At 74.5% G+C, this 25,632-nt stretch carries 22 protein-coding genes; 15 read left to right on the top strand and 7 right to left on the bottom strand.

Annotation, left to right across the window (positions count from 1 at the left end; genetic code table 11):
* Positions 1–75: 75 nt before the first annotated feature.
* Entirely contained in the window at positions 76–495 is a 420-nt protein-coding gene (locus tag ACFWIS_RS22625) for a DUF5997 family protein (protein ID WP_380456702.1), read from the bottom strand.
* A 66-nt stretch (positions 496–561) separates the two neighbouring features.
* Here ACFWIS_RS22625 and ACFWIS_RS22630 point away from each other — a divergent pair, with 66 nt between their 5' ends.
* Together ACFWIS_RS22630 and ACFWIS_RS22635 are read left to right on the top strand one after the other, a co-directional pair.
* A complete protein-coding gene (locus ACFWIS_RS22630; RefSeq protein WP_380456713.1) occupies positions 562–1,335 on the top strand; it encodes a LysR family transcriptional regulator substrate-binding protein in 774 nt (257 codons plus the stop codon).
* Positions 1,336–1,395: 60 nt separating this feature from the next.
* Complete coding sequence (locus ACFWIS_RS22635; RefSeq protein ID WP_380456700.1) at positions 1,396–1,977, top strand: DUF421 domain-containing protein; 582 nt, start codon at positions 1,396–1,398, stop codon at positions 1,975–1,977.
* Positions 1,978–2,135: 158 nt separating this feature from the next.
* Here ACFWIS_RS22635 and ACFWIS_RS22640 read toward each other — a convergent pair whose 3' ends face one another.
* The gene (locus tag ACFWIS_RS22640) at positions 2,136–2,855 is read right to left on the bottom strand and encodes a rhomboid-like protein (RefSeq protein WP_380456698.1); all 720 of its coding nucleotides are present in this window, start codon (positions 2,853–2,855) and stop codon (positions 2,136–2,138) included.
* A gap of 104 nt (positions 2,856–2,959) precedes the next feature.
* The gene (locus ACFWIS_RS22645; protein ID WP_380456696.1) at positions 2,960–4,312 is read right to left on the bottom strand and encodes a cytochrome P450; all 1,353 of its coding nucleotides are present in this window, start codon (positions 4,310–4,312) and stop codon (positions 2,960–2,962) included.
* Positions 4,313–4,593: 281 nt separating this feature from the next.
* Here ACFWIS_RS22645 and ACFWIS_RS22650 point away from each other — a divergent pair, with 281 nt between their 5' ends.
* The gene (locus ACFWIS_RS22650) at positions 4,594–5,997 is read left to right on the top strand and encodes an amidase (protein WP_380456694.1); all 1,404 of its coding nucleotides are present in this window, start codon (positions 4,594–4,596) and stop codon (positions 5,995–5,997) included.
* A 119-nt stretch (positions 5,998–6,116) separates the two neighbouring features.
* Here the strand turns inward: ACFWIS_RS22650 and ACFWIS_RS22655 are convergent, their stop codons facing one another.
* Complete coding sequence (locus ACFWIS_RS22655) at positions 6,117–8,069, bottom strand: FUSC family protein (protein WP_380456711.1); 1,953 nt, start codon at positions 8,067–8,069, stop codon at positions 6,117–6,119.
* A gap of 491 nt (positions 8,070–8,560) precedes the next feature.
* Here ACFWIS_RS22655 and ACFWIS_RS22660 point away from each other — a divergent pair, with 491 nt between their 5' ends.
* From ACFWIS_RS22660 to ACFWIS_RS22685, 6 genes are all read left to right on the top strand, one after another.
* Positions 8,561–9,637: a phytanoyl-CoA dioxygenase family protein gene (locus tag ACFWIS_RS22660; RefSeq protein ID WP_380456693.1), complete on the top strand. Its 1,077-nt coding sequence runs from the start codon at positions 8,561–8,563 to the stop codon at positions 9,635–9,637.
* Positions 9,619–10,932, top strand: coding sequence for a DUF6271 family protein (locus ACFWIS_RS22665; RefSeq protein WP_380456691.1), 1,314 nt, complete (start codon positions 9,619–9,621; stop codon positions 10,930–10,932). Before ACFWIS_RS22660 ends, ACFWIS_RS22665 begins: the two co-directional genes overlap by 19 nt.
* A 103-nt stretch (positions 10,933–11,035) precedes the next feature.
* On the top strand, positions 11,036–12,256 hold the full coding sequence (locus tag ACFWIS_RS22670) for a type III PLP-dependent enzyme (protein WP_380456709.1): 1,221 nt from the start codon (positions 11,036–11,038) through the stop codon (positions 12,254–12,256).
* The gene (locus ACFWIS_RS22675) at positions 12,253–12,810 is read left to right on the top strand and encodes a GNAT family N-acetyltransferase (protein ID WP_380456690.1); all 558 of its coding nucleotides are present in this window, start codon (positions 12,253–12,255) and stop codon (positions 12,808–12,810) included. The genes ACFWIS_RS22670 and ACFWIS_RS22675 overlap by 4 nt, the downstream gene beginning before the upstream one ends.
* 5 nt (positions 12,811–12,815) lie before the next feature.
* On the top strand, positions 12,816–14,018 hold the full coding sequence (locus ACFWIS_RS22680; protein ID WP_380456688.1) for an MFS transporter: 1,203 nt from the start codon (positions 12,816–12,818) through the stop codon (positions 14,016–14,018).
* Between the two features lie 126 nt (positions 14,019–14,144).
* On the top strand, positions 14,145–14,894 hold the full coding sequence (locus ACFWIS_RS22685) for a PIG-L deacetylase family protein (protein WP_380456686.1): 750 nt from the start codon (positions 14,145–14,147) through the stop codon (positions 14,892–14,894).
* A 26-nt stretch (positions 14,895–14,920) separates the two neighbouring features.
* On the opposite strand, the gene ACFWIS_RS22690 is transcribed toward ACFWIS_RS22685, so the two are convergent.
* The 3 genes from ACFWIS_RS22690 to ACFWIS_RS22700 form a co-directional block, all read right to left on the bottom strand.
* A complete protein-coding gene (locus tag ACFWIS_RS22690; protein ID WP_380456684.1) occupies positions 14,921–15,598 on the bottom strand; it encodes a DedA family protein in 678 nt (225 codons plus the stop codon).
* A gap of 50 nt (positions 15,599–15,648) precedes the next feature.
* Positions 15,649–15,843, bottom strand: coding sequence for a DUF1918 domain-containing protein (locus ACFWIS_RS22695; protein ID WP_380456682.1), 195 nt, complete (start codon positions 15,841–15,843; stop codon positions 15,649–15,651).
* A 108-nt stretch (positions 15,844–15,951) separates the two neighbouring features.
* Complete coding sequence (locus ACFWIS_RS22700; protein WP_380456681.1) at positions 15,952–16,623, bottom strand: TetR/AcrR family transcriptional regulator; 672 nt, start codon at positions 16,621–16,623, stop codon at positions 15,952–15,954.
* 378 nt (positions 16,624–17,001) lie between these two features.
* On the opposite strand from ACFWIS_RS22700, the gene ACFWIS_RS22705 reads away from it, so the two are divergent.
* The 6 genes from ACFWIS_RS22705 to ACFWIS_RS22730 all read left to right on the top strand — a co-directional run bounded on the left by ACFWIS_RS22705 (position 17,002) and on the right by ACFWIS_RS22730 (position 25,630).
* Positions 17,002–17,799 carry a phytanoyl-CoA dioxygenase family protein gene (locus ACFWIS_RS22705; RefSeq protein ID WP_380456679.1) on the top strand — a complete coding sequence of 266 codons (798 nt, stop codon included), beginning with the start codon at positions 17,002–17,004 and terminating at the stop codon, positions 17,797–17,799.
* A gap of 20 nt (positions 17,800–17,819) precedes the next feature.
* Positions 17,820–18,425: a DUF6309 family protein gene (locus ACFWIS_RS22710; protein WP_380456677.1), complete on the top strand. Its 606-nt coding sequence runs from the start codon at positions 17,820–17,822 to the stop codon at positions 18,423–18,425.
* Positions 18,422–22,567 carry an AMP-binding protein gene (locus ACFWIS_RS22715; protein ID WP_380456675.1) on the top strand — a complete coding sequence of 1,382 codons (4,146 nt, stop codon included), beginning with the start codon at positions 18,422–18,424 and terminating at the stop codon, positions 22,565–22,567. Before ACFWIS_RS22710 ends, ACFWIS_RS22715 begins: the two co-directional genes overlap by 4 nt.
* 149 nt (positions 22,568–22,716) lie before the next feature.
* Positions 22,717–24,015 (top strand): aspartate aminotransferase family protein, encoded by a 1,299-nt coding sequence (locus tag ACFWIS_RS22720; protein ID WP_380456673.1) that lies wholly within the window; start codon positions 22,717–22,719, stop codon positions 24,013–24,015.
* The gene (locus tag ACFWIS_RS22725) at positions 24,015–24,884 is read left to right on the top strand and encodes a TauD/TfdA family dioxygenase (RefSeq protein WP_380456671.1); all 870 of its coding nucleotides are present in this window, start codon (positions 24,015–24,017) and stop codon (positions 24,882–24,884) included. The genes ACFWIS_RS22720 and ACFWIS_RS22725 overlap by 1 nt, the downstream gene beginning before the upstream one ends.
* Positions 24,872–25,630: an SDR family oxidoreductase gene (locus ACFWIS_RS22730; RefSeq protein WP_380456669.1), complete on the top strand. Its 759-nt coding sequence runs from the start codon at positions 24,872–24,874 to the stop codon at positions 25,628–25,630. The genes ACFWIS_RS22725 and ACFWIS_RS22730 overlap by 13 nt, the downstream gene beginning before the upstream one ends.
* Positions 25,631–25,632: the final 2 nt, after the last annotated feature.

A 25,632-nucleotide genomic window follows, 5' to 3' on the forward strand; every position in this document is an offset into this window, starting at 1 on the left:
GGGGCCTCAAACCCCGGGGGCCTCCCACCCTTTCCCCGCCCGCTGTTTTCCCCCCCCCGCCCCCCGGGGCCGGGTTCAGCGGCGCTGGGTCTCCTTGGCGGCCTGCTCGGCGGCCTCCTTCTCGCGCTTCGCCTTGATCCGGGCCTCTTCCTTGCGGACGTCCACCTGGTTGGCGCGCTCGTGCTGGAGCCAGAGCGGGTTCTCGGCCTTGATCGCGTCGATCTGCTCGGTGGTGAGGGCCTCGGTCACGCCGCCGCGGGCCAGGCCCGAGATGGAGATGCCGAGCTTGGCGGCGACCACCGGGCGCGGGTGCGGGCCGTTCTTGCGCAGCTCCTGGAGCCACTGCGGCGGCTCGGCCTGCAGCGCGTTGAGCTCCTCGCGGGAGACCACGCCCTCCTGGAAGTCGGTCGGCGCCGCGGCGAGGTAGATCCCCAGCTTCTTGGCCGCCGTCTCCGGCTTCATGGTCTGGCTGGTCTTCTGCTTGAGCGATGTCATGTGACAAGGGTAAGGGAGTGCGCGGGCGCTTCCGGTCACGGTCGGTAGCCTTGCCCTGTGACAGACATGCAGGTGAACCCGCCCTTCCGGCTCGCGTACGTTCCGGGCGTGACCCCCGGCAAATGGGCCCGGGTCTGGGTCGAGCGGCTCCCGGACATCCCGCTCGACCTGGTCGCGGTGCCCTCCACCGACGGCGAGCGGACGGTGCGCGAGGGCGCGGTGGACGCCGGGCTGGTCCGGCTGCCGGTCGACAAGGACGTGCTCAGCGCGATCCCGCTGTACACCGAGAGCACCGTGGTGATCTTCCCCAAGGACCACTGGCTCGCCGCCGCCGAGGAGGTCGCGCTCGCCGACCTCGCCGACGAGGTGGTCTTCCACCCGCTGGACGACACCCTCGGTTTCACCGCCGAGACCCTGCCCGGGCGCCCGGCGATCGCCCGCCCGGACACCACCGCGGACGCGGTCGAGCTGGTGGCGGCCAACGTCGGGGTGCTGCTGGTGCCCCAGTCGCTGGCCCGGCTGCACCACCGGCGGGACCTCACCTACCGGCCGGTGGTGGAGGCACCGCAGTCGCAGGTGGCGCTGTCCTGGCCGCAGGAGCGCACCACGGACCTGGTGGAGGAGTTCATCGGGATCGTCCGGGGGCGCACCGTCAACAGCTCGCGCGGCCGCGGGGCCGGGCAGGCGGCCGAGCCCCAGCAGAAGGCCCAGCCGAAGAAGGCCGCCGCGCAGCGCAAGCCGCAGCAGCAGTCCCAGAAGCCCAAGCCCAAGGCGAAGCCGGCGGCGGGCGGCCGGGGCGCGGCGGCCGCCCGGCGGGGCAAGCCGAAGCGCCGTTCCTGACACCGCCCGCGGAGTAGCGTCGGCCCCGTTCCGGACAGTCGTGGTGGGAGGAGCGGGGCCGTGTGGCATGACCTGGTGGTCGTCCAGATTCCGATCGTGGAGAAGATCCTCCGGACGATCGCGGTCTACGTACTGATCCTGGTGCTGTTCCGGCTGGCCGGGAAGCGCGGGCTGGCGGGGCTGAACACCTTCGACATGGTGGTCGTCTTCCTGCTCTCCAACGTGGTGCAGAACGCGATCATCGGCAACGACAACAGCCTGCTGGGCGGCGCGATCGGCGCGGTCACCCTGATCGCGGTGAACGCCGGGGTGACCCGCTGGCTGGCCCGGGACCCGCGGGCCGCGCGGATCCTGGAGGGCACGCCGACCACGGTGGTCCGGGACGGTGAGCTGGTGCCCGGCGCGCTGCACCAGCTGGCGCTGCGCCCCTCCGAGCTGGAGCACGCGATCCGGGTGCAGAACGGCGATGACGTGAGCGGCGTCGCGCGGGCCCGGCTGGAGCCGGACGGGCAGCTGCTGGTGACCCTCCGCGCGGTCGAGCGGAGTGCCACCAAGGGGGACGTCGAGGAGTTGCGGGAGCGGCTGGAGTCGATCGAGCGGTTGCTGGCCGACATCGCCGCCGACCGCCGGCCCCCGCGCTGAGACGGCCCGCGCTGAGACACCCCACGCCCCCGCGCTGAGACGGCCCGCGCTGAGACACCCCACGCCCCCGCGCTGAGACGGCCCGCGCTGAGCCGCGCCACGCCCCCGCGCTGAGATGTCCCACGCCCCACGCCGGCGAACCCCGGCCCCGGGGCGGGTCAGCCCTCGGTGGGTGCGGCGGCCAGGCTGGTGCCGCGGCGCCGGCCGCGGGCGGTGGCGGCGGCCAGGGCGAAGCCGAGGGCGGCGGCGAGCAGGTGGCCGACGGTGGTGAACTCCGGGAGCGGTCCCGGCCAGTCGTGGTCGCCGGCCAGCGGCCAGACGAGGACGAAGGCGGCCCAGGGCAGCCGGGCCCAGCGGGGCAGTGCGAGGGTGGCGAAGGCGAGGGCGGCCTGGGCGCCGTAGCTGATGCCGTAGTCCGAGGCCTCGCGCACGCTCTCCGGGTACCAGCCCTGGTGCAGGGCGAGCAGGATCACCAGCGCGGTGACCAGGGTGGCGCCGACGTGCCCGGCGAAGAACACCGCGGCGGCGCGCGGGGTGCCGAAGCGGCGTTCGGCCCAGGCCAGGCCGACGACGATGCCCAGGCCGAGGGTGATCAGGGTGCCGCCGAAGCCGGTGGAGGCGATGTCGGTGAGCGTGCCGTCGTACAGCAGCGCGCTGCCGAGCAGGGCGCGGACCGGGTGGTCGTGCAGGTTGTCGAGGTTGGTGCTGATGTAGCCGCGCAGGTCGTCGGCGCGCGCCTCGGACAGTCCGTACTCGACCCAGGCGTGTCCGAGCAGCAGCAGCCCGACGTAGACGAGCGTCAGCGGCGAGCGGCGGGGGTACGTGCGGACGGCGTGCAGCAGCCCGGTGAGGAGCCCCAACGGGCGTCGTGCGTTCATGGTCTGATGGTGTCCCGGTCGAGCGGCTGGTCCGGCCGGCCCGGATGCGGTCGGCCACCTCCGGACAGTACCGAATGCCGGCGGACGACGGGCGGGGGCGCCCCTCAGCGGATGCGGCGGGCGAGCGTCGCGGTGAACGGGCGGGGGGAGAGCGAGACGCTGCGGTGCGGCCGGATGGGTCGGCCGCGGGTGGGGGTGACGGTCCAGCGGGCGGCGATGGTGGCGAGGGCGAGGGCGGCCTCGGTGGTGCCGAAGGCGTCGCCGATGCAGCGGCGGGCGCCGAGGCCGAAGGGCGTGTAGTTGCCGGGGGCGGGCCGGGCGGTGGTGAGCCAGCGGTCGGGGTCGAAGCGGTCGGGGCAGGGGAAGAGGTCGGCGCGGCGGTGCAGCAGGTAGGGGCTGTAGAGGAGGGTGGCGCCGGCCGGGAGGGGGTGGCCGCCGAGTTCGGTGTCGGTGGTGGCGGTGCGGCTGAGGATCCAGGCGGGCGGGTAGAGCCGCAGGGTCTCGCTGACGATCCTGGCCGTGAGCGGCAGGGCGGGCAGGTCCTGGTGGCGGGCCGGGCGGCCGTCGAGGACGGTGTCGAGTTCGGTGTGCAGGCGCTCGCGGACGGCAGGGTTGGCGGCGAGCAGCGTCCAGGCCCAGGAGAGGGTGGCGGCGGTGGTCTCCATGCCGGCCAGCAGGAAGGTGACCACCTGGTCGTAGATCTCGTCGTCGGTCAGGCCCCGGCCGTCCTCGTCGCGGGCGCCGAGCAGGGTGGAGAGCAGGTCGTGGTGGTCGGTGCCGGCGGCGCGGTAGTCGGCGACCAGCCGGTCGGTGATCTCCCGGAGGTCCCGCCGTGCGCGGGCGAACCGGCGGTTTCCGGGGGTGGGGATCCGGTCGGCGCCGGGCAGCGGCAGCACCGTCCGCCGGGCGACGCCGCGGGCGACCACGTCCATGGCGGTGTGGACGGGCAGCGCGCCGGCCCGCTCGTGGGCGGCGAACAGGCAGCGGGCGGTGACGGCGGTGGAGAGCCGGTACATCGCGGCGGGGACGTCGACCACGTCGCCGTCGCGCCAGCGGGCGGTGGCGCCGGCGATCTCTGCGGCCATCATGGCGGTGTAGCCGGGCAGCCGGTCGCGGTGGAACGCGGGTTGGAGCAGGCGGCGTTGGCGCCGGTGGTCGGCGGCGGGGCAGGTGGCGAGGCCGTTGCCGAAGGCCGCGCGGGCCTTCTCGACGACGATGCCGCCCTTGTCGTAGGTGCGGTGGTCGGTGAGCAGTCGGCGCACCAGTTCGGGGTGGCAGACGACGTGGGCGTCGAGCGGGCCGAGCCGCAGCCGGACGAGGTCGCCGTGCGCGGGCAGGCCGGCCACGAAGTCGAGCGGGCTGCGGAGCAGGGCGGGGGCGTGGCCGAGCAGCGGGAGCGCGCCGGGGGCGGTGGCCGAGGTGTACTGGGCGGCGGTCGGTCGGTACTGGGTGGGCACGGGCGTCACCTCGGGGAGGGCGGGTTCGTCGGGCGTCCGTGATCTTTCCCGGCGCCCGTCGGCGAAACGGTCGGTGGAACGGCCGGCGCCCGGCGGGTGGGGTGAACGCGGGGGCGTACGTAGAACGGCCGTGCGCCGTGACGGACCTGACGGCCGGTTCGGGGCCGTCGTGTGGGGGTATCCGGGGGCGGTGCCGCGCGCCTACACTGCGAACCTCCATACGATTACCGGCTGGTATACCGACCGGTAAAGCCAGTTGGTACTACCGGTTGGGAGTTGGGATGGCCGACGAGCGGGCCCACGCGTTCACCGACGACGCCCTCGGCACGCACGACGCGGTGGCCCTGGCCGCCATGGTCCGGGCCGGCGAGGTCAACCCCCGGGAACTGGTCGCGGCCGCCGTCGCCCGCGCCGGCCGGATCGACGGCACGCTGCTGCCCGTCGCCCACGCCAGCCACGACCGGCCCCGGATCAGCCGTGAGGGCATCGGTGGCCCGCTCTGGGGCGTACCGACCTACCTCAAGGACAACGTCGACCTGCGCGGCCTGCCCACCGCCATGGGCAGCGAGGCCTACCGAGCCCGCCCCGCCCGCCGCAACGCGCCCTTCGCCGACCAGTTCCTCTCCACCGGCCTGGCCGTGCTCGGCAAGACCCGGCTGCCCGAGTTCGGGCTGAACGCCTCCACCGAGTTCGCCACCGCCCAGCCGGTGCGCAACCCCTGGAAGACCTCCCACTCGCCCGGCGCCTCCTCAGGCGGCTCGGCGGCCCTGGTCGCCGCCGGCGTGGTGCCGATCGCCCACGCCAACGACGGCGGCGGCTCGATCCGCATCCCGGCGGCCTGCTGCGGACTGGTCGGCCTCAAGCCCACCCGGGGCCGGCTGGTCACCAACGCCCAGGGCGGCAAACTGCCGATCGACCTGGTCACCGACGGGGTGGTCACCCGCACGGTGCGCGACACCGCCGCCTTCTTCGCCGCCGCCGAGCGCCACCACCGCAACCCGGCACTGCCCCCGCTCGGCCTGGTCGAGGGCCCCGGCGAGCGCCGGCTGCGGATCGGCCTGGTGGTGGACTCGCCCACCGCCGAGACCGACGAGGCGACCCGCCGGGCCGTCGAGGAGACCGCCGCCCGGCTGGAGGCGATGGGCCACCGGGTGGAACCGGCCACCCTGCCCTTCGGCGAGGAGTTCTCCCGCGACTTCCTCTCCTACTGGGGCTACATCGCCTGGGTGATCGCGCTCACCGGCCGGGTCATGCTCGACCCGAGCTTCCGGGCCGGCCGGCTCGACGGCCTCACCACCGGGCTGCGCCGCAGCTTCCAGGCCGAGTTCCCGCGCATCCCCGGCGTGCTGCGCCGGCTGCGCCGGGCCGAGGCCGTCTACGCCGGGATCTTCCGCGAGCACGACGCGATCCTCTCCCCGGTGCTCGCCCACACCGCCCCGCCGATCGGGCACCTCAGCCCCAACGTCGCCTTCGACGAGCTGGTCGAGCGGCTGCTGCGCTACGTCGCCTTCACCCCGGTCAACAACGTGACGGGCGGCCCGGGCATCGCCCTGCCCGCCGGGGCGGCGCCCAGCGGGCTGCCGATCGGGGTGCACCTGTCGGCCGCGCACGGGCAGGAGCGGCTGCTGCTGGAGCTGGCCTTCGCACTGGAGGCGGACCGGCCCTGGCGGCGCATCCAGGACTGACCGGAGCGTCCGGGACCGGCGCGTCCGGGACTGACCGGCGCGTCCGGGACTGAGCGGAGCGTCCGGGACCGGCGCGTCCGGGACTGAGCGGCGCATTCAGGACCGAGCAGGACCCGCCCTCAGCCGGCCGCCACCGACCGGGCGGCCTGCACCTCGTGGTGCAGCCGGGCCAGCGCGCAGTCCGGTGCCACCGCGCGGTCCGGCGCCGGCACGTCCGGTGCGTCCGGGCCGCCCGGCGGCAGCGGCGCGCCGCTGCGCAGCGCCTCGGCCAGGTCGGTCAGCTCCCGGGCGACGGCACCGACCTCGGCCGGGGTCGGCACCGCCGCGCCGTGCTCGATCCGCACCCTGGTCGCGGTGGTGGTGTCCACGATCCGCTCCACCGCGATCACCAGCGGCCACAAGGCCTCCGCCCGGGCGCCGACCGGCGGCGGCTCGGTGAGCGCCCGCTGGAACTCGCTGCGCACCGCGGAGAGGTCCCGGTAGAGCCGGCGCCGGTAGCGGGCCCGGGCCGGTTCGTCCCGGCCGGGTGCGGTGGTGAAGGCCAGCGACACGTACGAGGCGGTGTCCTGGACGGCGTCGGCCAGCCGGTCGCCGATCCGGGTGTGCCAGGACTCCGGCCAGAGCAGGTAGCCCGCCACCAGGACGATGCCGCAGCCGATCAGCGAGTCGTACAGCCGGGGTGCCACCAGGTGGAAGCCCTGGTGGTTGAGCAGGTCGGAGAGCAGCAGGATGACCGGGGTGATCGCCGCGGTCTGGAAGGCGTACCCCTTGACGGACAGCGCCGGGATGAGCATGGCGAGCGCCGCGATCACGGGCACGTCCCACCAGCCGCGCTCCACCTCGGCCAGCACCGGGATCGCGATCAGCAGCCCGGCGGCCGTCCCGAGGGCGCGCAGCACCGCGCGGGAGAACACCGAGCCGAAGTCCGGCTTCAGCACGAAGGTGACGGTCAGCGCCACCCAGTACGAGCGCGGGACGGCGATCACCGACACCAACACCTGGGCCAGCCCGATGCACAGCGCCAGCCGCAGTCCGTACCGCCAGGAGGCCCCGGACAGCAGCAGCGCCCGGGCCGCCCGGCGGGCCCGCACCTCCAGGCCGGCTGGCCGGCCGAGCCGGTCGGTGGCCGTGTACGGGTCGGGCTCCGCCTCGTGCACGACGGTGGCGGCGTGCCCGATCGCCTCGGCCAGCGCCCGGGTGGAGGGGCCGCGCGGCTCGGGCAGCGCGGGCGGTGGGGGAGCGGGGCCGGTGCGGCCCCGGGCGACGGCCTCGGCCAGTTCGCGTACGGCGGCCGGGTAGGCGGGCGACAGCGGACCGTAGCCGGGCGGGCGCAGCTGGGCCGCGGCTGCGCCCTCGACCACCGGGATCAGCGCGTTGAGCTGGGCGAGCAGGCGCACCAGGGTGGCGGAGCGGCCGTGCCGGCGTGCCCGGCGGGCCAGCAGCAGGTCGTAGGACTGGTTCAGCGACTGGGTGAGTGCCCGGCGCCGGTCCTCGTAGTCGGGGGAGCCGGTGGCCTCCAGCAGTGCGGCCACCGCCCGGTAGGTGTCGGCGACCACGGCGCGCTCGGGAGTGCCCCCGCGCAGTGGCCAGGCCAGCAGGGTGAGGGCGAGCACCAGCAGTCCGCCGAGCAGCAGCAGGCCCGGCGGCAGCCACCACGGGGAGGGCATCGGCAGGCCGGCGCCGACCACGGTGTTCAGCAGCAGGAGCAGGCCGGAGACGGAGGCGACGGCGCCGACCGAGGAGATCATGCCGGAGAGCAGCGCGACCAGGGTCAGCACCGCCACGGCCGTCCAGCCGGAGCCGTACACCTGGGTGCCGACCAGCACTCCGAGGGCGCCGAACAGCTGTGGCACGGCGATGTTGAACACCCGCATCCGGTAGGCGTCGGCGGTGTCCCCGATGACGCCGGACAGCGCGCCCATCGACACCAGCGCGCCGTAGCCGGTCCGGCCGGTGGCGGTGCCGACGGCGAGCGGGGCGGCGAGTGCCACCGCGGCGCGGGCCATCGCGGCCCAGGGGACCGGCGCGTCCCGGGGGCGCAGGCCCTCGGTCAGCCAGCGGGGCGGGGCCAGCCGGGAAGCCGCCAGCCGGGAAAGTGTCGGACGGGAAGGCGCCGGGCGGGTGCGTGCCACAGACCCAACGTACGGCGGGCCGGTTCGGTTCACCCTTCGCGGTTACGTCAATTTCCGAAACATACCCGCCCTTATGTCAGTCTGCGAAACATAAAGCGAACCCCAGAGGCGCTGTGAACTGCGCTGATTTCCCATTCGGTTACCAGTGGGAAAGGGTTGACACCATTAGTTGGTCTAGTCCAACGTATGGGGAAGCGCGGTCCGGCCGAGGCTGATGTGGGGTGAGTGCCCTTGCCGGACGGGTGAGTTGGCCCCCTGACGTGGCGTTGTGCGCTGCTCGGGGGCCGAGGCGAGACGGAGCGCATGCGGACGGGCATCCGGTCCGCGCCCCGAATTCCCCTTCCGGCCGACGACCGGCCACCGGCTCGCCGCGCCCGCACCGGGCGCCCGAGGAAGCGCTGCACCGACCACGAACCACGGAGTGACCGCCCATGCCGAGCCCTGACGAACACCCCGAGGAATATCTGTACCGCGCCGCCTCGCAGCGCCCCTACTTCAGTGCCGACACCGAGAGCTACCTCGCCGGCACCGCCCTGCGCGAACTGCGCAAGAAGCACCCGCTGCGAGTGCTCTCCGAGGCGGACTTCGCGCACTGGCAGACCTACGGCTACGTCATCGTCGAGCAGGCCATCCCGACCGAGGCCGCGCGCCGGCTGCTCGACTTCGCCTGGGAGTTCCAGGGACTGTCGCCCGACCGTCCGGAGGACTGGTACCGCGAGCGCGACCACCGTGACGAACTCGACCGGCACCTGCACATCTACGGCTTCGTCGAGGCCTACCACCACCAACTCATGTGGGACAGCCGTCAGTCACAGCGCGTCTACGACGCCTTCGTGGACGTCTGGGACTGCGAGGAGCTGTGGGTCACCCTCGACCGGCTCAACCTCAACCCGCCGAACGTGCGCAACCGCGACCGCGCCCTCATCGAACCCACCGACAAGGGCTTCGACATCGAACTCCACTGGGACGTCGACACCACCCGGGCCATGCTCCCGCAGCGCGTCCAGGGCATCATCGCGCTCAACGACACCGCACCCGACCACGGCGGCTTCCAGTGCGACCCGGAGCTGTTCCGCCGCCACAACGAGTGGCAGGCCACCCAGCCCGCCGACCGCGACCCGATCCGCCCGGATGTCGACCGCGACGAGTTCCCGGTGGTCCGGCCCGAGTTGAAGGCCGGTGACCTGCTGATCTGGAACGGCCTGCTGGCCCACGGCGTCGCCCCCAACACCTCCGCGAACGGCGTGCGCTCGGTGCAGTACCTCTCCATGATGCCGGCCCTGGAGGAGGCCGAGCCGCTGCGCCGCTCCCGGGTGGAGTCCTGGCGCACCCTCGCCACCCCGGACTGGAACCGCACCCTGGTCGGGGATGCCGACCGGCCCGAGGCACTGCGCTACGGACCGGCCGAACTCACCGAACTCGGCGAGAAGCTGCTCGGCCTGCGGTCCTGGACCGGCCGCACCTTCGAGCAGCCCGAAGGGGAGCGCCCGTGCGCGCCGTCTGCCTGACCCTGCCCACCAACCGCGAGTGTGCGGACACCATCACCGCGATCGGCGCCGAAGCCGCCCACGCCGCGCGCGAGTTCGGCGTCCTGGTGCACTACCTGGTGCTCGACTCCGCCGACCCGGCGGCCCGCGCCCGGCACGCCGCGGCCCTCGCCGCGCTGGCGCCCACCGAGGGCGTGGTCACCCACCACCTGGACGAGGACGCCCAACGCGCCTTCCTGCGCTCCGCGATCGAGCGGGCCGGAGCCCCGGACCCCGACAAGCTGCTCGACCTGATGCTGCCCGACGCCGTCTCCTACGGCGCCTGCACCAACCGGGCGTTCCTGCTGGCCGCCGCCCTCGGCTGCACCTCCGTGCACCGCCGCGACTCCGACAGCCGCTACCAGTGGCACGACGGCGCACCGGTGTTCCCGATCGACCACGAACTCGCCACCATCGGGCTCAAGGCCGCCGACGCGGCCGCCGCTGTCACCGAGCACACCCTCGACCCGGCACACGCCGACAAGCCGGTCGCCCTGGTCGGCGCCTCCTTCATCGGCGAACTCTCCGTCGACCTCGGCGAGATCCGAGCCCTCGACCCGCAGGCCTACCACGACGTGGTCGCGCTCTGGGCACCCACCGGGGCGACCGAGCAGGAACGGCGGGAACTCGTCGCCGAATCCTTCACCGGTGGCGGCACCGAACCCTTCACCGCCGACCGCGCCGTGCTCGACCGGCCCGACATCTGGCGGATCGACATGTGCAACATCGCCCTCGACCACGAGGTGTACGAACGCGTCCCGCTGCCGCCCGCCACCGACACCATCGGCAGCGACTACTTCCTGCACCACCTCGTGCACGACGCCACCCTGCCCGGGGTGACCCACAACCGGCACATCGTCAACTACTACACCCCGGAACGGCGCACCGGCCCCGGCTTCACCGCCTACCAGGAGCGCTACGCAAAGTTCCTGCTCTCCATGCTCTACCTCCACCCCGTCTACTCCGAGCTGGAACGGGCCGGCGAGGCCCTCCTCGACGAGCACCACCACGTCCGCCCGGCGGCGATCGCCGACGCCGCCCGCCGCAGCGCCGCGACGGACCGCGCCGAGAACCACCGGCGACTCGCCGAACTCGACCGCTGCTACCGGAGACTCGGCGGCAAGTACGCCGAGTTCGCCGACCACCTGACGCCCCGACGAGCGCGTCTGCTCGACGAGGCGCAGGCGGACATCGAGGACTTCGCCCTGCTGATCGACGCGTGGGGCCCGCTGGTGCGGGCGAGCAGGACCAGCCCCGCCGACCGGCTGCCGCGCTAGCGCTAGCCGCACCGGGAGTTCATCCGTGATACGTCAGACCACCGAACCGCCCACCGAGGCGCGGGGGCGGACCAACCACCGCGCCCCGACCGCGGCCGAGACCGTGCACGCCGACCGCGCGCCCCGCCCCGACCAGCACGACCACGTCGCCCTGCGCGCCGCGCTCGCCGCCGCCACCGAGGACACCGTCATCTACGACCTGGCCGGCATCGGCCGCCAGTACGCCGCCCTGTGCGCCGAACTGCCCGGTGTGGCCGTCCGGTTCGCGATGAAGGCCTGCCCCGTCGACGAGGTGCTCGGCCACCTCGCCGGGCTCGGCTCCGGCTTCGACGCGGCCAGCCCGCAGGAGATCGCCCAGGCGCTGCGCACCGGGGTGGCCCCCGAGCTGATCCACTACGGCAACACCATCAAGTCCGACCGGAACATCGCCGAGGCCTACCGGCTGGGCGTGCGCGACTTCGCCACCGACAGCCTGGAGGACGTCGCCGCGATCGCCGAACACGCCCCCGGTTCACGGGTGTTCTGCCGCATCGCGACCACCGGTGAGGGCGCCCTGTGGGGCCTCAGCCACAAGTTCGGCTGCTCGCCCGAGGACGCCCTGCGGGTGCTCGGCGCCGCCCGCACCGCCGGACTGGTGCCCTCCGGGCTGTCCGTGCACGTCGGCTCCCAGCAGATGACCGCCGAGGCCTGGGCCGCCGCGATCGAGTCGCTGGCCGCCGTGCTGGAGGCGCTCAACTGGCGCGGCATCACCCCGGACCGGATCAACCTGGGCGGCGGACTGCCCGCCCTCGGGGTGCTCGACCGCGGCGGCCGAGCGCTCGAACCGCCGCTGGACAAGATGTTCACGGTGCTCCGCGAGGGCATGGAACGGCTGCGCGCCGTCAACGCCGCCCCGCTGGACTTCCTGCTGGAGCCCGGCCGCCACCTGGTCGCCGACCACGGCGCGATCCGCGCCCACGTCGCCCGGCTCTCCTCCCGCCACCGGCTCGACGGCACCCGGGAGGACTGGCTCTACCTGAGCTGCGGCAAGTTCAACGGCCTCTATGAGATGGACCAGTTGCAGTACCGCCTGGAGTTCCCCACCCACCCCGGCGGCCAGTTCGTCAACGCCGTGGTGGCCGGCCCGACCTGCGACAGCGACGACGCGTACGCCCAGGACGGCGGCGCGGTACGGGTCCCGCGCGCGATCGCCTCCGGCGACCCGGTGTGGATCCACTCCTGCGGTGCGTACGCCACCGCCTACGCCACCCAGGGGTTCAACGGCTTCGCGCCGCTGCCGTACACCTGCGTCGGCGGCCGCTCCACCGAGCGGGGTGACACATGACCGACACCCGGATCCGGCTGCTCCGCGACACCGACTGGCCCGCGGTGATCGCCGCCGAGGAGCGGGCCTACGCCGCCAGCGGCCTGTCCGAGGGCGGTGCGGCGCTGCGCTCCCGGCACCGCGCCTCGCCGTCGACCTGCTTCGTCCTGGAGGACGCGGACGGCTTCGCCGGCTACCTGCTCGCCCTGCCGTTCCCGCTGTTCCGCTGCCCGGACCTCAGCCGGGCCTCCTCGGACGGCGCCGTGCGGTCCAGCAACCTGCACGCCCACGACCTGGTGATCGCCGAGCGGGCCCGCGGCCGGGGCCTGGCCCCGCGGTTGCTGCGGCACCTGGAGGCGGCCGGCCGGGCGGCCGGCCACCGCACCCTCTCGCTGGTCGCCGTGCGCGGCTCCGAGGTGCTGTGGACCCGGCTGGGCTACCGCGCCCGGCCGGAGGTCGGGCTGCCCGCGAGCTACGGCGCCGAGGCGGTCTACATGGCGAAGCCGCTGGATCGTGCCGCCCCGAACCCCGTGGATCCGACCCCCGGATCCGCGCCCAGAGCCGAAGTGGGCTGATGCTGATGTCCTCCCCCGCACGCGACGAGTTCCGCCGGTCCCAACTGGCCATCGGCGCACTGTTCTTCGTCCTCGGACTGCAGTACGCGACCTGGGTCTCCCGGGTGCCCGCGCTCAAGGCCCGGCTCGACCTGGGCGAGGCCCAGATCGGCCTGCTGCTGATGACCTGCGGGATCGGCGCGGCGGTGTCCTTCCCGCTGGTCGCGGTGCTGATGCGGCGGCTCGGCTCCCGGCTGCTCTCGGTGCTGTCCGCGCTGGCCCTGGGGGTGATCCTGCTGGCCCTGTCGGTGGTGCCGAACTACCCGGTCACCCTGCTGGTGCTGTTCTGCGACGGCGTCGCGGTCGGCTGCCTGAACGTCGCGATGAACGCCCAGGGCGCCGCGCTGGAGGCCCGCTTCGAGCGCACCACGATGTCCAGGCTGCACGCCACCTTCAGCGCCGGCTCGCTGCTGGCCGCCCTGCTGGCCTCCGGCGTCAACGCCTTCACCGGCACCCTCGCCGTCCACTTCGGCCTGGCCGCCCTGCTGCTGGTGCTGCTGGTGGTGGCCGCCCGGCCGGGCCTGCTGGCCGACGGGCCGCCGCAGGCCGCCGCTGCGACGGAGCGGAAGAAGGGGCGCCGAGGCTTCGCCCTGCCCGCCGCGGCCACGCTCTGGATGGGCCTGGCGATGGTCTTCGGCACCGTCACCGAGGGCGCGATGAACGACTGGTCGGCGCTCTACCTCAAGGACGTGGTGCACGCGGGCGCCGGGATCGCCCCGCTGGGCATCGCCGTCGTCTCGGTGATGATGGTCTGCGCCCGGATCTTCGCCGACGGCTGGCGCACCCGGCTCGGCGACGGCCGGATCGTGCGCGCCGGCAGCCTGCTGGCCGGCCTCGGCCTCGCGCTCGCCCTGCTGGCCGGCGGCGTCGTGCCGACCCTGCTCGGCTTCGCCTGCGTCGGCCTCGGCGTCGCCGCCGTCACCCCGTGCGTCTACGTCGCCGCCGCCCGGCAGGGCCCGGACGCGCTCTCCCTGGTCGCAGCCATGGGCACCACCGGCCTGCTGGCCGGCCCCGCCGTGATCGGCTTCATCGCCGGCGGCACCAGCCTGGTCTGGGGCATGGCCGCGGTGGCCGTCTCCGCCGCGGTGGTCTCCCTGTGCGCCACCCGGATCGGCTGGCCGCAGCCCCGACCCCGACCTGCCGCCCAGCTCGCCCCCGAGGCGAGCTGACGGTCCACCGGTTGTCGCCCGCCCGGGGGAGGGTGTCCGACGGCGTGTGGGGAGGCGAGCTTCTAGAGTCACCTGCGGTACGACCGTACGACCAGGAGCCGTGTGAGCCGCAGGAGAGGGAACAGCATGACCGAGCAGACCCCCGAGACCTTCGAGCCCTTCGAGCCCGTCGACGAGGACTGGCGCACCGCCGTGGCGATCGTCGCCCACCCCGACGACATGGAGTACGGCGGCGCGGCGGCCGTCGCCCGCTGGACGGCCCAGGGCAAGCAGGTGATCTACGTGATGGTCACCAGCGGCGAGGCCGGGATCGACTCGCTCGACCCCGAGGAATGCGGGCCGCTGCGGGAGGCCGAGCAGATCGCCTCGGCCCGGGTCGTCGGGGTCGAGACCGTCGAGTTCCTCGGCCACCCGGACGGCGTGGTCGAGTACGGCCTGCCGCTGCGCCGCGACATCGCCCGGGTGGTCCGCCGGCACCGCCCGGACATCGTGATCACCGGCAACTTCCGGGACACCTACGGCGGGGTGTCCCTCAACCAGGCCGACCACATCGCGGTCGGCCGGGCCACCCTGGACGGCGTGCGCGACGCCGGGAACCGCTGGGTTTTCCGCGAGCTGCTGGACGAGGGCCACGAGCCCTGGAACGGGGTCCGGCAGATCTGGGCGGCCGCCTCCCCCGAGGCCCGGCACGCGGTGGACACCACCGACACCTTCGACCTGGGCGTCGCCTCACTGGCGGAGCACAAGGCGTACCTCGCCGGACTGGGCGGGGCGATGGCGGAGCCCCGGGAGTTCCTGGAGGGCTTCGGCCGGGGCGCGGGCACCCGGCTGGGGACGCGCTTCGCGGTGCCGTTCGAGGTGTTCCCGCTGCGCTAGGCCCTGGCCGGCCGGACGGGACCCAGTCACTCGCGGGGCGCGGGGGGCTCGTCGGCGGAGGCGCCGGCGTCCTCGCGGCGCCGCCGCCGGTAGCGCAGCACCTGCCGCAGCAGCAGCGCCGCGACCAGCACGCCCAGCCCGACCGCGAACCAGAGCTGGTAGCGCACCGCCGTCCGGTACACCGTCCCGATGTTGGCCCCGGCGACGTACCCGAAGGTGCCCCAGACGCCCGTCCACAGCACGGCGCCGAGCAGGTTGAAGACGGCGAAGCGGCGCCAGGGCATCTCGGTGGTCCCGGCGATGATGCCGTTGTACTGGCGCAGCCCGTCCACGAAGCGGGCGACCGTGACGACCTTGCCGCCCTGCCGGGCGAAGAAGCCGTCCGCGCGTTCCATCCGGGCCGGGGTGAGCAGCACGTAGCGGCCCCAGCGGTGGACGAAGGCGCGCCCGCCGGTGTGGCCGATCAGGTAGCCCAGGCTGTTGCCGAGGGTGGCGGCGACCACCGCGATCAGCAGCACGGCGGCGAAGTCCAGGTGTCCGGTGCCCGCGTAGACCGAGGCGAGCACCAGGATGGTCTGCCCCGGCACCGGGATGCCGCAGTTGTCCAGCAGCACGAGCAGCGCCACCGCCAGGTACCCGTAGTGGTCCAGCAGTGGCGCGAGCCCGGCGAGCGCCCCGGGCAGAGGGGGCGTCGGTGCGGACACCGCTCCTCACCACCTCGCCCGGGACCGGCGCGGGATGGTGGGGGAGTGGGTCAGCGTTCCGCCAGGCGGGATTCGATGTTGCAGTCGGGGCCGGGGTAGATCAGGCCCTCGTGGCCGTCGTCGAAGCGGACCACGTACGGCGGTTCGCCGTTGGCGCCGCGCACCTCGATGATCTCGCCCTTCTGGTCGGTCATGCCCACCGCTCTGCTGTGGATGTGGAGCTGGTCACCTACCGCTGCGTGCATGGTCTGCTCCTCGGATCGTACGGCCGTTCCGCTATCCACTGTGCTGCGCGGGCGACGGCCTCGCAACGGCTCGGACGGACGGGCTCCGCGGGGCCGGTGGGCCGGGCGTCAGCGGACGGGCAGCTGTTGCGCGAGGTAACCGCGCACCAGCCGCTTGCACTCGGCGATCAGGGCCGGGTCGCCCTGGGGGTCCCCCCGGAAGGCCAGTTTGAGCACCGCGTCGGCCGCCTCCAGGGCGACCCGCAGGGCGAGCGTGGTGGCCGCCGGGTCGCCCGCCTCGAACAGCTCGCCGCCGAGCGCCTGCAGCCGCAGGGCGACGGCGGTGTTGTTGTCCACGCCCGCGTCCAGCAGGTGGGTCTCGTCGCGCACCCCGGACGGCACGACCGTGCCGGCCAGCCCGAAGTCCACCTGGCCGAAGCCGGGCACCGTGCGCTTCATCGCGACGAACTCCTCCACGGCGAGGTCGGTGAACCCGGCCGGGCCGACCGGGGCGGACCGGGCCAGCAGGGCGTCCAGGCGCTGGAGGTAGTGGTCGAGGTTGCGGGCGGCCAGGGCGGCCAGCAGGTCCTCCTTGCCGGCGAAGAACTGGTACAGGGTGCCGATCGGCACCTGGGCGCGCTGGGCGACCTCCTTGGTGGTGAGCGCGGTCGCCCCGACCTCGTCCAGCAGTCCGGCGCAGGCGTCCAGGATGCGGCCGTACCGCTCCTGGCTGCGCTGCTGGACCGGCCGCCGCCTGGCCGGACCTGGGCTGTGCTGGAGACTCCGGGCGTCGACGCTCATGGCGCAACTCTGCCGCATCGGCTGTTCCGACGGCGAATCATCGGGGCGGGAGAGCGCCGGCGTTTCCGCTGGGGAGGGAATCAACTGGTGGCCGGAGCTGAACGGCACGGTGGCGGGAAGGTGTCGACGGGTTGGCTTTGCTCTTGTCGTGGACGCGATGGCCGGTTCATACTCCTGGGGCGGATCACCTTGCGTGATCATTGCGTGCCTCTTCGTGGTGACCGCGATCCCAGCTGGCCGTGGCGACGACGGGCGTTACCGCCGCCACCCGAAGTCTGGACGGACCCGTGAGCCCCCTTGCCCGTACCGAGTCCCGTTGTGCTCGCACCCGACGCACCGGCTGTGCGTCCCGTCGACCGGAAGGAGGCGGTCGGAACGGTGACGCTGTTCTCCACGGGGCGTGAGGCCCTCGACACCGAGCACCGCCGTCAGTTCCTGGATTCCGGCTACCTCGTCCTGCCCGGGCTGCTCCCCGAGACACTGCGCGAACGCCTCGCCCCCGAGGTGGACCGGTGGGTGGACGAGGGCCTGCGGGCCCGCTCGATCGCCGCCTGCGCCGACCCCGAACGGCACGGTCCGCCCCCGGTGCTGGAACTGGAGCTCCCCGCCCACGGCGAGCTGCTCACCCACCCGCCGCTGCTGCGCGCGCTGACCGGGCTGATCGGCCCGAACTTCGTCTTCCACCACCTGCACAGCGACCGCCAGGCCCCTGACATCCCCGGCAAGCCCTGGCACCACGACTGCGAGCCCAACGACGGCGCCGACCCGTCGCTGCTGATGGTCCACGCCCTGCACTACCTCGGCGGCCTGGACGAGCGGGTCGGCAGCCTGGCCGTGCTGCCCGGATCGCACCGCACCGCCGCCGACAAGACCGCCTACGCCCACCACGGCACCGGCGAACTGCCCGGCGAGGTGGTCCTCGACCGGCTGCCGCCCGGTACCACCGTGCTGCTCAACTCGGCGCTGTTCCACACCCGCAGACCGGCGCCCGACGGGCCCGGCCGGCCCCGCTACTTCATCGACGCCTCCTACTGCCAGGTCGGGGCGCGCTGGCGCCCGGTGAAGCCGCACTGGCGGCGGATGCTCGCCCGGGCCCGCGAACTGGACCTGGCCGACGGCCAGTGGCCCGACCTGTTCGCGGAACACCACTTCACCGAGTACACCGGAACCGTCTGAACCGCCTGAGGAGCACTGCCGTGGAGATCGTCACCGCCGTCGCCCACTCCGAGGTGCACGACGCCTACCTGCGGGACCACCCGGTGGAACGGGCCCACGAGGCGAACACCAACCTGTACGGCGAGGAGAACCTCGAACGCGCCGCCGTGATCCCCGGCGGCTGGTGGCGGATCCGGCTCACCCGGGCCGACGTCCTCGGCGTCGTGCTGCCCTGGCACCTCAGCGAGGGCGGCGACCTCGAACTCGTCCCGCGCACCGGGCTGACCGTCGCCGACGCGGCCGAACGCGTCCGCACCGGTGGCGTTGACTGGGCGGCGGCCAACCCGGTCTGCTCGGCGAAGCTGCGGCTGCTCCGCCGGGCGCCCTTCAGTGCGCTCTACCTCGCCACCGCGCCGGTCGACCACCCCGACTACGCGGGTCTGGCGGTCGGTCACCGGCTGATCCACGTCGACGGACTGCACCGCATGCTGGCCTGGGAGCTGGCCGGCCGGCTGACCGAACAGACGGAGCTGGAAGGGTACTTGGCGGGCGACCCGGCCGACCTCGCCGCGCCGGACGCCCTCGCCCGGTGGGCCGACCTCGCCCCACCGGACGCCCCTATCCGGACGGGGGACGAACCGGCGTGACATCCGCGACGCAGCACGTCCGGTCCACGCCCGCCACCGGCTCGCTCAGCGCGCTGCTGACCCACCTCGCCCGCACCCACCCCGACCGGCCCGCCGTCAGCGACGGCCGCCACACCCTCGACCACCGCACCCTGGACGCCGCGGCCGGGCGGATCGCCGCCCGACTGGCCGCCGGCGGCACCGGGCGCGGCGACCGGGTCGCCCTGCTCGGGCCCCGGGACGCCCGGATGCTGGTGCTGCTGCACGGGGTGCTGCGCTCCGGCGCCGCCGCCGTACTGACCGATCCGGGCTGGACGGCGGCCGACCTGGCCCGGCGGCTGGCGGCCGTCGGGGTCGGGCGGGTGCTCGCCACCGAGGACGGGTTCGACGGGCCCCGCCGGGAGGTGGTGGACGTCCTGGGCCTCCCCCCGGCGGATCCGTCCTGGTCGGGCGACGAGCCCACCGGGGACGACCCGGCGTACCTGTCCTTCACCTCCGGATCCAGCGGCGAACCCAAGGCGGTGGCCGTCACCCACGCCAACGCCGTCCACTACGCGCACGCGCTGGCCGACCGGCTCGGACTCACCGAGGCCGACGCCCCCGTCCTCGCCCACGTCACCACGCTCGCCGCCGACCTCGGCCACACCGCCTGGCTGCTCGCCCTGGCCACCGGCGGCTCCGTGCACGTGGTCCCCGACCACGAGGTGCGCGACCCGGCGGCCTTCTGGGCCACCCTGCGCCGCGCCGGGGCCGACACCCTGAAGACGACCCCCTCGCACCTGACCGCCCTGCTGGAGGGCCGCCCGGCCGGCACCCCGCCGCTGCGCACCCTGCTGCTCGGCGGCGAGGCCCTGCCGCGCCCGCTCGCCGCCGCCCTGCTCGACGGCGGCGTCACCGAGCGGCTGGTCAACCACTACGGCCCGACCGAGACCACCGTCGGCGCGACCTGCTTCCTGGCCACCACCGCCCGCCAACTGCCCGACGGGGAACCGACCGTACCGATCGGCAGCGGGATCGGCGAGGTACAGCTCACCCTGGTCGACGGCTCCGGGCGGGCGGTGGCCGACGGTACGGCGGGGGAGCTGCTGATCGGCGGGCGGGGCGTCAGCGCCGGGTACTTCGGACGGCCCGAGGAGACCGCCCGGGGCTTCGTCCGGCGGGACGGCCGGCGCACGTACCGCACCGGCGACCTGTGCCGCCGCCGGGCCGACGGGCAGCTGGTGTTCCTCGGCCGGGTGGACCGCCAGGTGAAGGTCCGGGGGTACCGGGTCGACCTCGCCGAGGTCGAGCGGGCGATGGACGGCTACCCGGGGGTGGCCGGCTCCGCGGCGCTGCTGCGGGAGGCCGCGCTCGGAAACCAACTGATCGGCACGGTGCGGCTGTTGGACCCGTCCGTCGAGGTGGCCGGGCTGGTCGACCACCTGCGTGACCGGCTCCCCGGCTACTCCGTGCCGCAGCCGATCCTGGTGCTGCCGGACTTCCCGTACGGGGCGAACGGCAAGCTGGACCGGGCCCGGCTCGGCGAGCTGGTGGACCACCTGGTCGAGGCCCGAGCCGAGTCGGCGGAGCCGGCCGCGGACGGCCTGGCCGGGGAGATCGCCCGGTTCTGGGCCGGCGCGCTCGGACTGCCCGCCGTCGGACCGCGGGCGGACGTGATCGGCCTCGGCGGGGACTCCATCCTCGCCATGCGCACCATCGCCCTGCTGCGGCGCTCCGGACTGCGGGTCGCCTACGAGGACTTCTACCGGCACCCGACGGCCGCCGGGCTGGCCGCGGTGGCCGTGCCCGTCGGCGCTGCCGCTGGGCCGACGCAGCAGAGCGGTGGCGGCCAACTCGCCCCCGCCCAGAGGTGGTTGTACCAGCAGCGGTCGGTCGACGACCTGCGGCACTGGAACCAGTCCGTCCTGCTGCGCTGCCGCGCCACCGTCGACCCGGCCGCGCTCGCGGCGGCCCTCACGGCCGTCCTGCAACGCCACTCGGCGCTGCGCCGACCCGTCCGCCCCGACGGCCCCGGCGAACCGCTCGCCGTCACCGACCTCGACCCGCTCTCCCACTCCCGCATCCCCCGCGCCGCCGGTGCGATCGCCGACACCGTCGCCGGGGTCTGCACCGAACTCCACCGCAGCCTCGACCCGGCGGCCGGCCGGCTGCTGCGCGCCCACCTGTTCACCGGCCCGCCCGGCACCGACCAGCGGCTCGCGCTGATCGCCCACCACCTGGTGGTCGACGGGCTGTCCTGGCGGATCCTGCTGGACGACCTCGCCCAGGCGTACCGGGCGGTGCTCGACGGGGAAGTGTCCGCTCCGGGGGTGGCCGAGCCGCCGCCCACGGGCGACTTCTACCAGTGGGCGGCCGCAGTCCCTCCTGCTCCTGCTGCTCCCGATCTCGCTGTTCCCGATCTCGCTGCTCCTGTTCCCGCCGCTCCCGACGCCGGGGCGCCCACCCGACCGGCCGCGCTCAGCTGGGCGTTGGACGCCGCCGCCACCGCCCGACTGGTCGCCGCGCACGGCGGCGGGGCCGGGCTGGAGGCCGTCCTGCTGGACGCCTTCGCCGGAGCCGTCGCCGACTGGCGCGGCGAGCCCCGGCTCGCGGTGGAGGTCGAGACCCATGGCCGGGACACCGGCGGTGACCCCGGCGAACACCTGGACACCGTCGGCTGGTTCACCGCGGTCAAGCACGTCGTCCTGGACCCCTCAGCCGCCGCCGGACCGGCGGACACGGCGCGGCGGCTGCGCGAGACACCCGTCCGGCCGATGGACGCACCCGGCGCGCGCCCGGACGTCGGCTTCAACTTCCTCGGCACCTTCCGGCTGCCCGAGGAGCCCGCGCTGGACTGGACCGTCGCCGACGAGCAGGCCGGTGCGGCCCGCTGCACCGGCGGTGACCCGCTGTACCGACTGCGGCTCACCGCACGGGTGGTGGAGCAGCGGCTGGTCGCCGACCTGGTGTACGGCCGGCCCGCCATGGCGCACCCGGCCGCCCGGCGGATCCTCGAAGGCTTCGCCACCGCCCTCGCCGGGCCCACCGCGGCCCGGCCCGTCCGCTCACCGCTCTCCACCTCCGGGCAGCTGCTGCACGCCCGGGTGGCGCCCACCGCCCGGGCCGCCGTCCGCGAACCCGCCCGGGTGCTGCTCACGGGCGCCACCGGCTACCTCGGCCGCCACCTGCTGGACGCCTTCCGGCGGCGCGGCGCGGTGGTCACCTGCCTGGTGCGGGCCGCCGACGACGCCGCGGCCGTACGGCGGCTGGCCGGCGAGCGGGCCCACGTCGTCGCCGGGGACCTCGACCGCGACGGCCTCGGCCTCTCCCCGGCCGGGCTGGAGCGGGCCCGGGACGCCCGGATCGTGGTGCACGCGGCCGCGGACGTCCGGCTGGTCGCCTCGCCCGACGAGCTGGAGCGCGCCAACCACACGGCGGTGCGCCGACTGCTCGGCTGGGTCGAGGAGCACGCCCCGGGAGCCCGGCTGCACCACGTCTCCACGCTGGCCGTGTCCGGCGGGGTGGAGGGCCCGCCGCGCCGGTTCAGCGAGGCGGACCTGTGGATCGGTCAGCACTTCCGGACCCCGTACGAACGCTCCAAGTACCGTGCCGAGCAGGCCGTCCGGGCCTGGGCGGCCACCGGGCACGCCGCCTACCTGTACCGCAGCGGCCACATCGCCGCGCACAGCCGGACCGGCGCCTTCCAGGCCAACCTCGGCGACAACCGGATCTACCAGCTGGTCCGCGGCTACCTGCTGGCCGGCGCCGCCCCCAGCCGGCCGGCCACCGCCTTCGCGTTCTCGCACGTCGACACGGTGGCCGCCGGGATCGCCGCGATCGCCCTCGACCCGTACGCGGCACCCGGCGCCTACCACGTCGAGACCCCGTACGAGACGCCGCACGACGAACTCGTCGGCTGGCTCACCGCCCACGGCCACCCGGTCCGGCTCACCGACGACGCGACCTTCGCCGCCGCCCTCGCCCGGGTCGAGCGGCAGCACCCGACGGCCGCCCGGCTGGCCGCCGCCTGGGCCCAGCAGGAGGAGCGCAACGTCCGGGTGGACGGCGCGTACACCACCTCGGTGCTGGACCGGCTGGGCGTGCGCTTCAGCGCGCCGACCCGGCAGTGGTGGTCCGCCGCGCAGACCTGGGCGGCGGAGGCGGGCCACCTGCCACCCCGCTGACCCGGCCCGGCCCGGCCCGCCTCGACCCGAACCGCTCGACCCGTCCGACAGGCTCCGATCCGACAGGCTCCGATCCGACAGGCTCCGATCCGACAGGCTCCGATCCGACAGGCTCCGATCCGACAGGCTCCGAGAGAAGGCAGACTCCGTTGTCCCAGCTCTCCCCCGTACTGAAGCAGGCCACCCCCGTCGTCGCCGTGCGCGGCGAAGGCCTCCACCTCTACGACGCCGACGGCCGCCGCTACCTCGACTTCACCTCCGGCGTGGGGGTGACCAGTACCGGCCACTGCCACCCCCGGGTGGTCGAGGCCGTCCGCGAACAGGCCGGCCGGCTGCTGCACGGCCAGTACACCACCGTGCTGCACGACCAACTGCTCACCCTCACCGAACGGTTGGGTGAGGTGCTGCCGCCAGGCCTGGACTCGGTGTGCTACGCCACCGCCGGCACCGAGGCGGTGGAGGCGGCGCTGCGGCTGGTCCGGCACGCCACCGGGCGGCCGAACGTGATCGTGTTCGAAGGCTCCTTCCACGGCCGCACCATGGGCGCGGCCTCGCTCAGCACCGCCGGGATCCGCTACCGGGCGGGCATCGGCCCGCTGGTGCCCGGGGTCGCGGTGGCGCCGTTCCCGGCCGCCTTCCGGCTGCGGCTCTCGCTGGGCCTGTCCGAGCAGGAGGCGGTGGCGCACGCCCTGCGCGGGCTGGACGAGGTGCTGGCCACCGTCTCCGCGCCCGCCGAGACGGCGGCCCTGTTCGTCGAACCGGTGCTCGGCGAGGGCGGCTACGTCCCCGCCCCGGCCGGGTTCCTCGCCGGACTGCGCGAGCGCGCCGACCGGCACGGCTTCCTGCTGGTCGTGGACGAGGTGCAGAGCGGCTTCGGCCGTACCGGCCGGTTCTGGGCCCACCAGCACGAGCCCGCCCGCCCGCACGAGGAGGACTTCCGGCCCGACGTCCTGATCACCGCCAAGGGCCTGGCCAGCGGCCTGCCGCTGTCCGCGCTCGCCGCGCCGACCGACCTGATGCGGCGCGCCTGGCCCGGCTCCCAGGGCGGCACCTACGGCGGGAACCCGCTGGCCTGCGCCGCCGCGCTGGCCACCCTGGACGTGCTGCGCGAGGAACGGCTGGTGGAGAACGCGGCCGAACAGGGCGTCCGGCTGCTGGACGGCCTGCGGGCGGTCGCCGCCGGGGCGCCCGGCATCGGCGACGTCCGGGGCCTCGGGCTGATGGCGGCCAGCGAGTTCTGCCGGCCGGACGGCTCGCCCGATCCGGCGGCCGCCCTGCGCGTCCAGCAGGCCGCCGCCGACCTCGGACTGCTGCTCCTGCTCTGCGGGATCCACCTCAACGTGGTCCGGATGATCCCCGCGCTGGTCGTCACGGCCGCGCAGACCGACGAGGCACTGGCACTCTGGTCCAAGGCCGTCGCGGCCGGGGCCCGGCCCGAGGAGGCGTAGTGAACGAGCACACTGTGACCGAAATCGGCTGGAACAGCCTGGAGTTGGAGGCGAGGCGGCAGATGTGGTCGTTGCCGCTGGGCGACGACGAACGGGACCTGCTGTGGGCCGACGCCCGGGCCGGACGCTGGGGTGCCGCCGAGCCGGTGCGCGAGCGGCTGCGGGCCTTCGTCCGGGAGAGCGTCGACTCGGTCGGGCTCACCCACCTCGCCAACGTGGTCGACCCGGACCGGCCCGAGCAGGAGATCACCGAGGCGCTCGCCTTCCTGCTCCGGGACTACGGCCGGATCGTCCCGCAGAACGGGCGCGGCGACCTCACCTCCGTGCTTCGCGACCAGGACGGCGACGGCAACACCGAACTCGGCTTCCACTGCGACACCTGCGACCTGCTGATCCTGCTCTGCCTCCAACCCGCCTACCGTGGCGGAGGATTGACCAAGCTGGCGAGCGCCCGGCACGTCCACGACCTGATCGGCCGGGAGCGGCCGGACGCCCTGGTCACCCTCGGCGAGGACTGGACCTTCGACCGCACCGGCCGGGCCGGCCCGCAGCTGGTCGTCACCCCGATCCTGTACCCCCGGAAGGACGGCACGATCGGCTGCTACTACCAGACCCGCACCGTCCGCTCCTCGCCCGACCGTGGCGGACCGGAGTTGACCGACCGTCAGTGGGAGGCGCTCGGCGTGCTGGACGAGGTGCTCTACCGGCCGGAGATCGCCTTCGGCCTGCCGATGGCCGCCGGGGACCTGCTGATCATCCGCAACAGCCGGGTGCTGCACGGGCGTTCGGCGTACCTGGACGAACCCGGCCGGTACGCCCGGCGGATGCTGCGGATCTGGCTCAACGAGGGGGAGACGTGGACGCCGTGAACCCGAAGGTGGCGCTGGTCACCGGCGGCGGCAGCGGCCTCGGCCGGGCCTCCTCGCTCGCCCTGCTCGGCGCCGGCTGGACGGTGGTGCTCGCCGGGCGCCGCAAGGACGCGCTGGAGGAGACCGCCACGCTCGCGGCCGTCGACCCGGAACGCGTGCTCGCGGTGCCGACCGACATCCGCAGCCCCGAGGAGGTCGCCCGGTTGTTCGACGCCGTCCGCGACCGCTACGGCCGGCTCGACCTGCTGTTCAACAACGCGGGCGCCGCCGCCCCGCGCCGGCCCATCACCGACACGCCCTTCCAGGACTGGAACCGCGTCCTGGACACCATCGTGACCGGCAGCTTCCTGTGCGCCCGGGAGGCCTTCCGGCTGATGAGCGCCCAGAGCCCGCAGGGCGGCCGGATCATCAACAACGGCGCACCCTCGGCCCACGTGCCGCGCCCCAATTCCCTGGCCTACACGGCGGCCAAGCACGCCGTCCTCGGCCTCACCAAGGTACTCGCCCTGGACGGCCGCCCGTACGGCATCTCCTGCGGGCAGATCGACGTCGGCAACGTCACCCCGACGGACGGCGGGCCGCAGCCCGCCGCGATGCAGGCCGACGGTTCGATGGCGGTGGAGGCGACCATCCCGGTCGAGCGCTTCACCGACGCGCTGCTGCTGATGGCCTCGCAGCCGCCGGACACCACCATCCAGTCCCTGGTGGTGCTGCCGACCACCATGCCGTTCGTCGGAAGGGGTTGAAC

Source organism: Kitasatospora sp. NPDC127060 (genome assembly GCF_042724935.1).
Taxonomy (GTDB): domain Bacteria; phylum Actinomycetota; class Actinomycetes; order Streptomycetales; family Streptomycetaceae; genus Kitasatospora.